The organism is Streptomyces sp. NPDC001714 (assembly GCF_042892755.1).
In the GTDB taxonomy this organism is placed as follows: domain Bacteria; phylum Actinomycetota; class Actinomycetes; order Streptomycetales; family Streptomycetaceae; genus Streptomyces.
This window is the reverse complement of sequence record NZ_JBIAUL010000006.1, coordinates 337,077-350,609: the sequence shown is the minus strand read 5'-3', so window position 1 is coordinate 350,609 and position 13,533 is coordinate 337,077. Positions and strand designations below refer to the sequence as shown.

At 70.6% G+C, this 13,533-nt stretch carries 12 protein-coding genes; 8 read left to right on the top strand and 4 right to left on the bottom strand.

The features are described from left to right. Positions 1–290: 290 nt before the first annotated feature. The gene (locus ACFY0P_RS18410) at positions 291–1,373 is read left to right on the top strand and encodes a LacI family DNA-binding transcriptional regulator (protein WP_388913594.1); all 1,083 of its coding nucleotides are present in this window, start codon (positions 291–293) and stop codon (positions 1,371–1,373) included. Continuing rightward, complete coding sequence (locus tag ACFY0P_RS18405) at positions 1,370–2,287, top strand: carbohydrate kinase (RefSeq protein ID WP_388913592.1); 918 nt, start codon at positions 1,370–1,372, stop codon at positions 2,285–2,287. The genes ACFY0P_RS18410 and ACFY0P_RS18405 overlap by 4 nt, the downstream gene beginning before the upstream one ends. 168 nt (positions 2,288–2,455) lie before the next feature. Here ACFY0P_RS18405 and uvrA read toward each other — a convergent pair whose 3' ends face one another. After that, positions 2,456–5,485: an excinuclease ABC subunit UvrA gene (uvrA, locus tag ACFY0P_RS18400; RefSeq protein WP_388913590.1), complete on the bottom strand. Its 3,030-nt coding sequence runs from the start codon at positions 5,483–5,485 to the stop codon at positions 2,456–2,458. A 224-nt stretch (positions 5,486–5,709) separates the two neighbouring features. Between uvrA and ACFY0P_RS18395 the strand changes: the two genes are divergently transcribed. From ACFY0P_RS18395 to ACFY0P_RS18375, 5 genes are all read left to right on the top strand, one after another. Continuing rightward, positions 5,710–6,399: a maleylpyruvate isomerase family mycothiol-dependent enzyme gene (locus ACFY0P_RS18395; protein ID WP_388913588.1), complete on the top strand. Its 690-nt coding sequence runs from the start codon at positions 5,710–5,712 to the stop codon at positions 6,397–6,399. Between the two features lie 55 nt (positions 6,400–6,454). After that, on the top strand, positions 6,455–7,111 hold the full coding sequence (locus ACFY0P_RS18390) for an MBL fold metallo-hydrolase (RefSeq protein ID WP_388913585.1): 657 nt from the start codon (positions 6,455–6,457) through the stop codon (positions 7,109–7,111). A gap of 337 nt (positions 7,112–7,448) precedes the next feature. Beyond that, positions 7,449–8,333, top strand: a complete 885-nt coding sequence (locus ACFY0P_RS18385; protein WP_388913583.1) for an ABC transporter substrate-binding protein — start codon at positions 7,449–7,451, stop codon at positions 8,331–8,333. Beyond that, complete coding sequence (locus tag ACFY0P_RS18380) at positions 8,330–9,259, top strand: amino acid ABC transporter permease (protein WP_388913580.1); 930 nt, start codon at positions 8,330–8,332, stop codon at positions 9,257–9,259. The genes ACFY0P_RS18385 and ACFY0P_RS18380 overlap by 4 nt, the downstream gene beginning before the upstream one ends. Further along, complete coding sequence (locus ACFY0P_RS18375; RefSeq protein WP_388913578.1) at positions 9,256–10,008, top strand: amino acid ABC transporter ATP-binding protein; 753 nt, start codon at positions 9,256–9,258, stop codon at positions 10,006–10,008. The genes ACFY0P_RS18380 and ACFY0P_RS18375 overlap by 4 nt, the downstream gene beginning before the upstream one ends. Before the next feature lie 4 nt (positions 10,009–10,012). Here the strand turns inward: ACFY0P_RS18375 and aroQ are convergent, their stop codons facing one another. Further along, complete coding sequence (aroQ, locus tag ACFY0P_RS18370; protein WP_388913575.1) at positions 10,013–10,486, bottom strand: type II 3-dehydroquinate dehydratase; 474 nt, start codon at positions 10,484–10,486, stop codon at positions 10,013–10,015. Between the two features lie 157 nt (positions 10,487–10,643). On the opposite strand from aroQ, the gene ACFY0P_RS18365 reads away from it, so the two are divergent. Then, positions 10,644–11,948, top strand: a complete 1,305-nt coding sequence (locus tag ACFY0P_RS18365; protein WP_388913572.1) for an MFS transporter — start codon at positions 10,644–10,646, stop codon at positions 11,946–11,948. Between the two features lie 16 nt (positions 11,949–11,964). Here ACFY0P_RS18365 and ACFY0P_RS18360 read toward each other — a convergent pair whose 3' ends face one another. Together ACFY0P_RS18360 and ACFY0P_RS18355 are read right to left on the bottom strand one after the other, a co-directional pair. Beyond that, on the bottom strand, positions 11,965–13,065 hold the full coding sequence (locus ACFY0P_RS18360) for a calcium:proton antiporter (RefSeq protein ID WP_388913569.1): 1,101 nt from the start codon (positions 13,063–13,065) through the stop codon (positions 11,965–11,967). 114 nt (positions 13,066–13,179) lie between these two features. Further along, entirely contained in the window at positions 13,180–13,482 is a 303-nt protein-coding gene (locus tag ACFY0P_RS18355) for a hypothetical protein (RefSeq protein ID WP_388913566.1), read from the bottom strand. Between the last annotated feature and the right edge of the window lie 51 nt (positions 13,483–13,533).

Here is a 13,533-nt window from a genome sequence, read left to right as displayed (position 1 = left end):
TGGATCGAGGCGGTGCGGAACTCCGGGAGACAGCTGCCCGGGACCGTGCGGGACGACACTACCTGGGTGGATCGTCCCGCTTCGGGGTGGGGGGCGGAGTGAGGGCGAGGATTGCTCGAGAGCGCGTAAACGCTTACGCAAGCGTTTACGCGGCCGTGTCGGATGGGGTAGTTTCCGGCTGAAGGCCCCCGCGGCGGCCGGGGGCGGGAACCGACGTGCCGATGGGAACCGGCAGCCCGAGCCGGAACCACAGAGCCCTCGCCCGGGGCGGAAATCGACAGGGGAACCTCATGCCCACCATGGCCGACGTCGCCCGGAGCGCCGGTGTCTCGGTGGCGACCGTCTCCCATGTGCTGAACGAGACCCGCCCGGTGCTGCCCCACACGCGTCAGGCCGTGCTCGACGCCATCGAGGAGCTGGGCTACACGCCCAACACCCTGGCCCGCTCCCTGGTCACGTCCCGCACCCGTTCCATCGGGCTCGCGGTGTCGGCGATCAGCAATCCCTACTTCACGGAGATCCTCCAGGGCGTCGAGGCCGCCGTCCTGGAGCACGGCTACAGCCTGCTCATCGCCGACCCCCACGACGACCCCGAGCACGAACGCAAGGTCGTCCAGCTCCTCCACGAACGCCGTGTCGACGGCCTGATCGTCGCCCCCTCCGCCGACCCGCGCGCGCTCCTCGCCTACCTCGGCCGTCATGCCGTACCGACCGTTCTCCTCGACCGGGTCATCGACGGCCGTGCGGACGCCTCCCCGCCCGTCGACCAGGTCTGCGCCGAGAACACCGAGCCGACGGCCCGGCTCGTCACCCACCTCGCCGGTCTCGGGCACCGCCGGATCGGCCTGGTCGCAGGGCTGCCGGGGCTGAGCACCACCGACGAGCGGGTCACCGGCTATCGGCAGGGGCTGGCCACGGCCGGGCTGGCCTTCGACGAGGACCTGATCGTCCCGGGCAACTCGGAATCCGCGGGCGCCGAGCAGGCGACCGCCGCCCTCCTGTCGCTCGCCGCCCCGCCCACGGCACTCGTCACCGCCAACAACGCGATGACCATCGGCGCCCTGCGCACCCTGCATGCACGGGGCCTCTCGGTACCGGACGACATCGCCCTGTGCTGCTTCGACGACTTCGCCTGGGCCGACCTCTTCTCGCCCCGGCTCACCGCCATCGCCCAGCCCAGCAGGGAGCTCGGCGCCGAGGCGGTCCGGGTGCTCCTCGAACGGCTGGCCTCACCCGGCCGCCCGGCCCGCACCGTACGGCTCCCCTGCGCCTTCGTGCACCGGACGTCGTGCGGGTGCCGGGAGGAGGACGGCACCGCGGACACCCCCAGCAGCCGTAGCACCCCCAGCACCCCGGGAAAGGAACCCTCGTGATCGTCGTCGCCGGTGAGGCACTGATCGACCTGGTACCGCAGGGCACGGGCGCCCTCGCGGCGCTGCAGCCGGCGCTCGGCGGCGGCCCGTACAACACGGCCGTGGCCCTCGGCCGCCTGGGCTCCCCCGCCGCGTTCTGCTCCCGGGCCTCCCGTGACGCCTTCGGCGAGGCCCTGCTGGACGGGCTGCGGCGGGCGGGTGTGGACGTCTCCCTGGTGGAGCGCGGCCCGGAACCGACCACCCTCGCGGCCGCCACGATCGACCCGCGGGGCTCCGCCTCTTACTCCTTCTATGTCGAGGGCACGGCCGACCGCCTGTTCACCGCCCCCGCCGGCCTGCCCGCCACGACTCGGGCCGTCTCCTTCGGCACACTCTCGCTCGTCCTGGAACCGGGGGCGAGCGCCTATGAGGAACTGATGCGCGACGCGGCCGGGCAGGGCCTTTTCACCGCACTCGACCCGAACATCCGGGCCGGTCTGATCGCGGATCCGGACGCCTACCGGGCGCGTTTCAAGAGCTGGCTGCCCTCGGTGACTCTCCTCAAGCTCTCGGAGGAGGACGCCCTGTGGCTGGGCGGCACCCCGCACGAATGGCTGGCGGCGGGCCCCTCGGCCGTGGTGATCACCCACGGCGGTGACGGTCTCAGTGCCTTCACCCGCGACGGCACCGTGTACGCCGTCCCCGGTGAGGAGGTCGCCGTCGTGGACACGATCGGCGCCGGTGACACGGTGAACGCGGCTCTGCTGCACGGATTGGCCGCTCAGGACGCCCTCTCCGCCGAGGCGCTCCTGGGACTGGGTGCCGACGGCTGGACGAGGCTGCTGCGATTCGCGGCGCGGGCGGCAGCGATCACGTGCTCCCGGGCGGGTGCGGAACCGCCGTACGCCTCCGAACTCGAAGGCTTCTCTCTCTGACGCGCTGTTGAGGGGTCAAGGTCCGTCGTGGCCGCGGAAATCGGGCGGCTGATCGTGGAACGAGCGGCGCCCCACGGGAAGTTCCCGTGGGGCGCCGCATTTCATCGGATCTGCCGGGATCCATCTGGATCTGCCAGGATCCGCCTGAACAGATGAACAGGCGGGACCTCAGGCCTTGCGAGCCCGCGTCGTCTTCTTGGCGGGCGTCACCTTCTTCGTCGCCCCGGCCGCCTTCTTCGTGGCCGTGTTGTCGGCGGTCGTGGCGGTCGCCGTCTTGCGCGCCGTCGACTTCGCCGCGACCGTCTTCTTCGCCGCCGTCCTGCGCGGTGCCTTCACCGAACTGGCGTCGCTGATGCGGTCGGCGCCGAGGATCTCGCGCAGGAACTTGCCGGTGTGGCTGGCCGGGACCGCGGCGACCTCCTCGGGCGTGCCCTCGGCGACGACGAGTCCGCCGCCGGCGCCACCCTCGGGACCCATGTCGACGACCCAGTCGGCGGTCTTGATCACGTCGAGGTTGTGCTCGATGACGATGACCGTGTTGCCCTTGTCCACAAGGCCCCCGAGGACCTTCAGCAGCTTGCTGATGTCCTCGAAGTGCAGACCGGTGGTCGGCTCGTCGAGGACGTAGACCGTACGACCGGTGGAGCGCTTCTGCAGTTCGCTGGCGAGCTTCACACGCTGCGCCTCACCGCCGGACAGGGTGGTGGCGGACTGGCCGAGGCGGACGTAGCCGAGGCCGACGTCCTTCAGCGTGTTCAGGTGGCGGGCGATCGACGGGACGGCCTCGAAGAACGCCGTGGCCTCCTCGATCGGCATGTTCAGGACCTCGGAGATGGACTTGCCCTTGTAGTGGACCTCCAGGGTCTCCCGGTTGTACCGGGCGCCGTGGCAGACCTCGCACGGGACGTAGACGTCCGGGAGGAAGTTCATCTCGATCTTGATGGTGCCGTCGCCCGCGCAGTTCTCGCAGCGGCCGCCCTTGACGTTGAAGGAGAACCGGCCCGGCAGGTAGCCGCGGACCTTCGCCTCGGTGGTCTCGGCGAACAGCTTGCGAATGTGATCGAAGACACCGGTGTACGTCGCCGGGTTCGATCGCGGGGTGCGGCCGATCGGCGACTGGTCGACGTGCACGACCTTGTCCACGAGGTCGTCGCCGTCCACGCGCGTGTGCCGGCCGGGGACGTTCCGCGCGCCGTTCAGCTCGCGGGCCAGGTGCGTGTACAGGATGTCGTTGACCAGCGTCGACTTGCCGGAGCCGGAGACGCCCGTGACGGCCGTGAAGACACCCAGCGGGAAGGACACGTCGATGTCCTGGAGGTTGTTCTCGCGGGCGCCGTGCACGGTGAGCCGACGGGAGGGGTCCTGCGGGCGGCGGATGTCGGGGAGCGGGATCGCCTTCTTCCCCGACAGGTACTGGCCCGTCTGCGACTCGTCGTTGGCGAGCAGTTCCTTCAGGGAGCCGCTGTGCACGACCTTGCCGCCGTGCTCGCCGGCGCCGGGGCCGATGTCGACGACCCAGTCGGCGACCTTGATGGTGTCCTCGTCGTGCTCGACGACGATGAGTGTGTTGCCCATGTCGCGGAGCCGGACGAGGGTCTCGATCAGCCGGTGGTTGTCGCGCTGGTGGAGGCCGATCGACGGCTCGTCGAGGACGTACAGGACACCGACGAGACCGGAGCCGATCTGGGTGGCCAGTCGGATGCGCTGGGCCTCGCCGCCAGAGAGGGTGCCGGCCGCGCGGTTCAGCGAGAGGTAGTCGAGGCCGACGTCGACCAGGAACCGCAGTCGCTCGTTGACCTCCTTCAGCACCCGCTCGGCGATCTTCTTGTCGCGGGCGTTGAGCCTGAGCTCGCCCAGGAAGTCCGCGCAGTCGCTGATGGACATCGCGGAGACCTCGGCGATCGACTTCTCCATGATCGTGACCGCGAGGACGATCGGCTTCAGGCGCGTGCCCTGGCAGGTCGGGCAGGGCACCTCGCGCATGTAGCCCTCGAAGCGCTCACGGCTGGCGTCGCTCTCGGCCTCGCTGTGCCGGCGCTTCACGAACGGCACGGCGCCCTCGAAGGGCGTGGTGTACACGCGCTCGCGGCCGTACCGGTTGCGGTAGCGGACCTCGATCTGCGTCTTGTGGCCGTAGAGCAGGGCCTTCTTGGCGCGCTGCGGCAGCCCGGCGAAGGGGATGTCCGTGCGGAATCCCAGCGCGTCCGCGAGGGCGCCGATCAGACGGCCGAAGTAGTCCTTGGTGTGGCCGTGCGACCAGGGGTGGATGGCACCCTCGTCGAGCGACTTGTCCTCGTCCGGGACGATCAGCTCCGGGTCGACCTCCATGCGCGTGCCGATGCCGGTGCACTCGGGGCAGGCGCCGAAGGGCGAGTTGAAGGAGAAGGAGCGGGGCTCCAGCTCCTCGAAGGAGAGGTCGTCGTACGGGCAGTACAGGTGCTCCGAGTACATGCGCTCGCGCTCCGGGTCGTCCTCGGGGAGGTCGACGAAGTCGAGCACGACCATGCCGCCGGACAGGCCGAGCGCGGTCTCCACGGAGTCGGTGAGGCGGCGCTTGGCGCTGTCCTTCACCGTGAGGCGGTCGACGACCACCTCGATGGTGTGCTTCTCCTGCTTCTTCAGCGTCGGGGGTTCGGAGAGCTGGATGGTCTCGCCGTCCACCCGCGCGCGGGAGTAGCCCTTGGTCTGGAGGTCGGCGAAGAGGTCGACGAACTCGCCCTTGCGCTCGCGCACGAGCGGCGAGAGCACCTGGAAGCGGCTCCCCTCCGGCAGCTCCAGGACCCTGTCCACGATGGCCTGCGGCGACTGGCGCGAGATCGGGCGGCCGCACTCGGGGCAGTGCGGCTTGCCGATGCGCGCGAAGAGCAGCCGCAGGTAGTCGTAGACCTCGGTGATGGTGCCGACCGTAGAGCGCGGGTTGCGCGAGGTCGACTTCTGGTCGATGGACACCGCGGGCGACAGGCCCTCGATGAAGTCCACGTCCGGCTTGTCCATCTGGCCGAGGAACTGGCGGGCGTACGAGGAGAGCGACTCCACGTAGCGACGCTGGCCCTCGGCGAAGATCGTGTCGAAGGCCAGGGAGGACTTGCCCGACCCGGACAGGCCCGTGAAGACGATGAGCGAGTCACGAGGCAGGTCGAGCGAGACGTTCTTCAGATTGTGCTCGCGCGCGCCACGGACGATGAGACGGTCGGCCACAGCCGGTCCGCACCTTTCTTGAGAGAAGTGACAGGGGCAGGGCCCCGTGCTTCTTCAGACTAGGGGGAGCCACTGACAACGCCGGTCGGATTCCTGGATGCGTAAACAATCCCGGACCATCCAGCATGCCCGACGCCGCCACCGACGATATAGCACGCGCATTCGATTTACGGAGCCCGTGCGAAACCTTCACCCGAAGGTGTGGCGGGGCTACTGTCAGCCCCATGATTGATCACGCTCATGACCTGGCGTCTGTACATGAAGCGACCGAACGGCTCCTCACCGCAGTCGCCGCACTGGACAACGCGGCCGCCGCGCGGCCGTCACGGCTGCCGGGCTGGACGGTCGGCCACGTCCTGGCCCACCTCGCCCGCAACGCGGACGCCCTCGGCAACGTCCTGGACGGACGTCCCATGTACGTCTCCGCCGAGGCACGGGACGCCGACATCGAGCGGGACGCACCGCGCGCGCTCCACGTACAGCTCGACGACCTGCGCGCGAGCCACGCCGGATTCCGGGCCCGGGCGGCCGAGCCCGCGGACTGGTCGCGCACGGTGGAGCTGCGCAACGGGGTCACCGACACCGCGGCCCGGGTGCCGTTCCGCCGCTGGGCCGAGGTCGAGCTGCACCATGTCGACCTCGGGATCGGGTACGAGCTGGAGGACCTCCCGAAGGAGTTCACCGAGCGGGAGATCGACTTTCTCGCGGACCGCTTCGGCGGGCACCGGGAGGTCCCGTCGACCGGTCTGCGCAGTGACAGCGGCCAGGTCTGGACGACGGGCGGTGGCGCGCCGGGAGGCCCGGTCGCCGTCGAGGGATCCGCCGCCGACCTGCTGGGCTGGCTCGCCGGCCGCCGCGACGGCTCGGCCCTGGTGGTGAAGGGCGGCGTCCTGCCCGCGCTTCCGCCGCTGTAGCGCGCGTGCAGCGCGCAGCACATCGACGCGCGCTCCCCGCTATAGGCTGATCGCCATGACGTACAGCGGAGAGGTCACGGTCGGCGGGCCGGCGGACGTGCACGAGCTCAAGGACCTGATGATCACCAAGATCGCGGTCGGGCCGATGGACAACAACGCCTATCTGCTGCGCTGCCGCGCCACCGACGAGCAACTGCTGATCGACGCGGCCAACGACGCGGAGACGCTCCTGGGCATGATCGGTGACGACGGCATCGCGTCCGTCGTCACCACGCATCAGCACGGCGACCACTGGCAGGCGCTGGCCGAGGTCGTCGCCGCCACCGGCGCGCGGACGTACGCGGGCCGCGAGGACGCCTCCGGGATCCCGGTCACCACCGACGTCCTCGTCGGCGACGGCGACGTGATCCGGGTCGGCCGCGTCGAACTGACCGCCCGCCATCTGGTCGGGCACACCCCGGGCTCCATCGCCCTGGTCTACGACGACCCGCACGGCCATCCGCACGTCTTCACCGGGGACTGCCTCTTCCCCGGCGGCGTCGGCAACACCCGCAAGGACCCGAAGGCCTTCGCCAGCCTGATCCACGACGTCGAGACGAAGATCTTCGACGTGCTGCCGGACGAGACCTGGGTGTACCCGGGGCACGGCAACGACACCACGCTGGGCACGGAACGCCCGCACCTGCCGGAGTGGCACGCGCGCGGGTGGTGAGCGAGGGGCCGCGGGCGGTGAGCGAGGGGCGCGGGCGGTGAGCACGGGGCGTGCGCTCCTTCGCGCGCGCCCCGTGTGAACGGTTCGCCCGCGCCTGCGTCCAGCGCACGCTCCCCACGCGCGTCGTCACGCAGTCAACTGGGAGGCAGCCCCGCACAGGATGACGGCTCCTGCGCGGTACGGGCCGCCGGTCATCATTCCCCGCCCTCGGCCGGCGGCCCCGGCGTGTCCACTCCCCCGCGCGCAACGTTCACAAGACCGCAACACCCGTTCCCAGTATGCGGACAAACACCCGCTTGACGTGGACAAACGCGTCGTTCGCTGTCACTCTCCCGCCATGCACCCTGCCCCGAGCGCACTGCGCCGCGCTGCCACCGCTGCCACCATAGCCCTGCTCGCCACCGCCGTCGGCTGCGCTCCGCAGCCGGACGACAAGGCGTCCGGCGGATCCTCCTCGTCGGCCGCAACCACCTGCGCCAAGGGCAAGTTGGCCACCCAGACGTCCGGCAAGCTGACGATCGCGACGGACGAGCCGGCCTACGAGCCGTGGTTCAAGGACGACAAGCCGGCCAACGGCGAGGGCTTCGAGTCGGCGGTCGCGTACGCCGTGGCGAAGCAGCTGGGGTACGACAAGAGCGCGGTCGTCTGGCAGAGCGTGCCGTTCAACAAGGCGTTCGCGCCCGGTGTGAAGACCTTCGACTTCGACATCAACCAGGTGTCCATCAGCGCCGAGCGCAAGAAGGCCGTGGACTTCTCGTCCGGCTACTACGACGTGCGCCAGGCGGTCGTCGCGCTCAAGGGCAGCAAGGCCGCCAAGGCGACGAGCATCGCGGATCTGAAGGGCCTCAAGCTGGGCGCCCAGGTCGGCACGACCAGCCTCAACTACATCAGCGACGTGGTGAAGCCGTCGCAGGAGGCGGCCGCGTTCTCCAAGAACGACCAAGCCATCTCGGCGCTCAAGAACGGCCAGGTGGACGCCATCGTCGTCGACCTGCCCACCGCCTTCTACGTCACCGCGGCCCAGGTGACGAACGCCAAGATCGTCGGCCAGTTCGAGAACCAGGGCGGTACGCCCGAGCAGTTCGGGCTCGTCCTGGACAAGGGCAGCGACCTCACGTCCTGCGTGACGTCGGCGGTGGACGCCCTGCGCAAGGACGGCACTCTGGCGAAGCTGGAGAAGCAGTGGCTGTCCGACGCCGTCGACGCTCCGGTGCTCAAGTGACGGTCACGAAGGACGAGTCCGGCCAGGAGGGCGCGGACGGCAAGGGCGACATGTCCGTCGGTGCCCCTGAGGGCGCCGACGGCTACACCCCCTCCGAACGGCGGCTGGAGCGGGAGCGCTACAACCGGGCCCGCGCCCGTCGTGCGACCGCGATCGCCGCGCTGTCGACCCTGGTCACGGTCATCGTCCTGTACCTGGTCGTGGTCAGCGCACCGGGCTGGGAGCGCACCAAGGAGACCTTCTTCGACGGGCAGTACGCGCGTGAGGCGTTCCCCAAGGTCCTCGAAGGCCTGTGGCTCAACGTCCGGCTGCTGCTGATCTGCGGCGTGCTGGTGCTCGTCCTGGGCATGCTGATCGCCATCGCCCGCACGCTGCCGGGGCCGGTGTTCTTCCCCCTGCGCGCGCTGGCGGCGGCGTACACGGACTTCTTCCGTGGCCTGCCGCTGATCATCAACCTGATGATCGTGGTCTTCGGGGTACCCGCCCTGCGCCTCCAGGGCGTGACCGTCGACCCCGTGCTGCTGGGCGGTACGGCGCTGACCCTGACGTACTCCGCCTACGTCGCCGAGGTGTTCCGCGCGGGCATCGAGTCCGTGCACCCCTCGCAGCGTGCCGCGGCCCGCTCGCTGGGGCTGACCAACCGGCAGGCGCTGCGGTACGTGGTGCTCCCCCAGGCCGTGCGCCGTCAGGTGCCGCCGCTGCTGAACGACCTGGTGTCGCTCCAGAAGGACACCGGCCTCGTGTCGATCGGCGGCGCGATCGACGCCGTACGGGCGTCCGACATCATCGCGCAGCGCAGCCTCAACTACACGCCGTACATCGTCGCCGGGCTGGTCTTCGTGGCGCTGACCATCCCGATGACCCGTTTCACGGACTGGGTGACGGCCCGGATGGACCGGCAGCGGGCCCAGGGAGGATCCATATGAGCGACGCGCCTGTTCTGCGCATGGAGTCCGTCCGCAAGACGTTCGGGGATTCGGTCGTGCTGCGGGACGTGGACCTGGAGGTCGCCCCGCACACGGTGACGGCGCTGATCGGCGCCTCCGGGTCCGGCAAGTCGACGTTGCTGCGCTGCGCCAACCTCCTGGAGGAGATCGACGACGGCGCGATCTGGCTGGACGGCGAGGAGATCACCGACCCGCGCGCCGACCAGGACGCGGTGCGCCGCCGTATCGGTGTGGTCTTCCAGGCGTACAACCTCTTCCCGCACATGACCGTGCTGGACAACATCACCCTGGCGCCGCGGCGGGTGCACGGCGCCTCCCGCACGGAGGCCGAGGAGCGGGCCAGGGAGCTGTTGGAGCGCCTCGGGCTGGGTGACAAGGCGGGCGCCTACCCGGACCGGCTGAGCGGCGGTCAGCAGCAGCGGGTGGCGATCGTGCGAGCCCTGGCCGTGCGCCCCCGGCTGCTGCTGCTCGACGAGATCACCGCCGCCCTCGACCCTGAGCTGGTGGGCGAGGTGCTCACCGTGGTCCGTGACCTCAAGGGCGAGGGGATGACCATGGTGCTGGCGACGCACGAGATGGGCTTCGCCCGGGACGTCGCCGACCAGGTCTGCTTCCTCGACGGCGGCGTCGTACTCGAACGCGGCACCGCCGAGCAGGTGTTCGGCGATCCGCAGCGGGAGCGCACCCGGCGCTTCCTGCGGCGGATCGTGGAGGCCGGACGGCTCTGAGGCGCTACGCGTCCGCGGTCGCGGCGCCGACCAGCGCCACCACCCGCTCCACACCGAAGACGTAGCCCTGCACGCCGCATCCGGCGATCACTCCGTCGGCGCGCAGGGATACGTAGGAGTGGTGCCGGAACGACTCGCGCTTGTGGATGTTGGAGATGTGGACCTCCAACACGGGCAGCCCGTCACAGGTGTTGAGGGCATCCAGGATCGCGACCGAGGTGTGCGAGTAGGCGCCCGGGTTGATGACGATGCCGCAGTGGTTGAGACGTGCCTCGTGGATCCAGTCGACCAGTTCGCCCTCGTGGTTGGACTGCCGGAAGTCCACGGTGCCGCCGTGCGCGGCCGCCGCCTTGGCGCACAGGGCCTCGATGTCGGCGAGGGTGTCGGAGCCGTAGATCTCGGGCTGGCGCTGGCCCAGCAGGTTCAGGTTGGGCCCGTTGAGGATCATGATCGGGGCGTTGGCCAGGGTGCGGGGCACGATTCCTCCGGTCCGTGGGACATCCATGGGGAGACGAACGGCCCGGGAAGGACCGCTGTTCGGTCCGGTCTATCACGGTGCGCGGCGGCTCCTGTGAGGGGCGTCTCACCACCGCGCGCCCCCGTAACCGACGATCACCCTGGGTAGTTGACGGAGCATGCATGATGCACGCACCGTAAGGGCCCCCTCGATGCTGCGGCTGGCGGCCGCCTCGCTCGCCGGGACCGCGATCGAGTTCTACGACTTCTTCGTCTACGGGACGGCCGCGGCGCTCGTCCTGGGGCCGCTGTTCTTCCCGACGTTCTCGCCGCTCGCGGGGACGCTGGCGGCGTTCGGCACGTTCGGTGTGGGGTTCGTGGCCCGGCCGCTGGGCTCGGTGCTCTTCGGGCATCTCGGGGACCGGCGCGGCCGGCGCCCGGTGCTGGTCGCGTCGCTGCTGCTGACGGGCGCGTCGACGGTCTCGGTCGGGTTCGTGCCGTCATACGACAGGATCGGCGTCGCCGCTCCCCTGCTGCTTCTCCTGCTGCGTTTTCTGCAGGGGCTGGGGCTCGGCGGGGAGTGGGGCGGGGCGGTGCTGCTGACCGCGGAACACGCGCCCGCCGGACGGCGCGCCCTGTGGTCGAGCTTCCCGCAGATCGGTCCGGCCATCGGCTTTCTCCTCGCCAACGGCGTGATGCTGGCGCTGTCGGCGTCCCTGACGGACGCCCAGTTCGCGCAGTGGGGGTGGCGGGTGCCGTTCTGGGCCGCCGGGGCGCTGGCGCTGGGCGGGCTGTGGCTGCGTTCGGCGCTCCCCGAGAGTCCGCAGTTCCTGGAGATCGAGGAGCCCGCACGCATGCCGTTCGCCGAGGTCGTACGGGACCACTGGCGGCTGGTGCTGCTGACCGCGGGGGCGCTGGCGGTCGGGTACGCGGTGTTCTACGCGGTGACGACCTGGTCGCTGGCGTACGGGACGGAGCGGCTCGGGGTGAGCCGCACCGTCATGCTGACCTGCGTCATGGCGGCCGTCGTGGTGAAGGGGTCGCTCACGCCGGTGATGGCCCTGCTGGGCGACCGCTACGGGCGGCGGCCGCTGTGCCTGGTGGGGTGCACGGCCTCGGCGCTGTGGATGTTCCCGATGGTCGCACTGCTCGCGACCGGAGAGCCGCTGTTGATGTTCCTCGGGTTCACCGGTGCCCTGGTCGCCTTCGTCACCATGTTCGCGGTGGTCGCCGCCTATCTGCCGGAGCTGTACGAGCCCCGGGTCCGCTGCACCGGGGCCGCCGTCGGCTACAACCTCGGCGGGGTCCTCGGGGGCGCGCTGACGCCGATCGTGGCGACGGCGCTGGCGGAGCACGGCGGGCGCGTGCCGTGGGCCGTGGGGGCGTACCTGACGGCGATCGCGCTGCTGAGCCTCGGGTGCTTCGCGCTGCTGCCGGAGACACGTCCGGTGCCCGTGGCGGCGGTCGAGCCGGTCGCCGGGTGAGGACTCCCGGGCCTTGCTACGGGTTGATCGCCAGCTCCAGGTAGGCGGCGAACAGCACCAGGTGGACACCGCCCTGCAGCGGTGTGGCCCGGCCCGGCACCACCGTCAGGGAGCTGACCACCACGGTCAGCGCGAGCAGCAGCATGTGGGTGGCGCCGAGGCCGAGGACCAGGGGACCGGAGAGCCAGACGGAGGCGAGCGCCACGGCGGGGATGGTCAGACCGATGCTGGCCATGGCCGAACCGAGCGCCAGGTTGAGGCTGGTCTGCACGCGGTCACGGCGGGCCGAGCGCAGGGCGGCGATGGTCTCGGGCAGCAGCACGAGCAGGGCGATGACCACGCCGACGACGGCCTGGTGCAGGCCGGCCGCCGCGACACCCGACTCGATCGTCGGCGACACGCCCTTGGCCAGTCCGACGACCCCGACGAGAGCGAGGCCGAGCAGGCCGAGGCTCACCCAGGCGGCGCGCGCGGACGGGGCCGCGGCATGGTCGTCAGCGGTGATCACCTCGCCCTGCCGGGTGATCGGCAGGAAGTAGTCGCGGTGCCGCACGGTCTGGGTGGCCACGAACAGGCCGTACAGGATCAGTGACGACAGGGCCGCGAAGGTCAGCTGGACGCCGGAGAACTCCGGGCCCGGTCTGCTGGTGGTGAAGGTCGGCAGTACCAGGCTGAGCGTGGCCAGGGTGGCCACGGTCGCCAGGGCGGCGCCGGTGCCCTCGGGGTTGAAGACCGCGGTGCCGTGGCGGAGCGAGGCGACGAGGAGGCAGAGGCCGACGATGCCGTTGCAGGTGATCATCACGGCGGCGAAGACGGTGTCCCGGGCCAGGGTGGAGCTCTTGTCGCCGCCGTCGACCATGAGGGTGACGATCAGGGCGACCTCGATGATCGTGACGGCGATGGCGAGGACCAGGGAGCCGAAGGGTTCGCCGACCCGATGGGCCACGACCTCGGCGTGATGGACCGCGGCGAGGACCGATCCGGCGAGGACCACGGTCACCAGGGCGACGACCGCGCCGGGCAGGTGGCGGCCCCAGGTGAACACGAGCAGGACGACCGCGAGCACCGGCACGAGGAGCGTCCACTGGGTGGTGAGCGACCTGAGCCGAGTGATCATGCAGCGATGGTGGCAGAGGCGTACGGGCTTCGCATTCCGGTCCTTTCGGGCCCCGGAGGCCCGCCATCGGCGCGGCGCGGCCCCGGGTGGTACGGGTGCGGTCGGTCGGGCGGGTTACGTGAAGTCGGTCAGGTCCACGACGTCGCAGTCGGTGAAGGACGGCGGCCGGGTGCACAGGGCGGCCATCTGCTCGGCGAACTTGCTCGTCTCGGGGTCGTCGCTGTTCTGCATGGCCTCCTCGTAGGAGTTGAACTCGATCACGCCGAGGTAGCGGCCTGGCCGGCTCCGGTCCCTCAGGATCAGGCGGCGGGTGGGGCTGTTCTCGCGGCCCGCGAGCCGGCTGCCCATCTCGTCGGCGAGGGCCTTCATCTCGTCGATGCGGTCGGTCTCGAAGTCGATGATCTGCACGAATGTCACGGTTGCCTCCACCGGGCGGCGGCGTCCCCGGACCGGGGACGTTCCGCCACC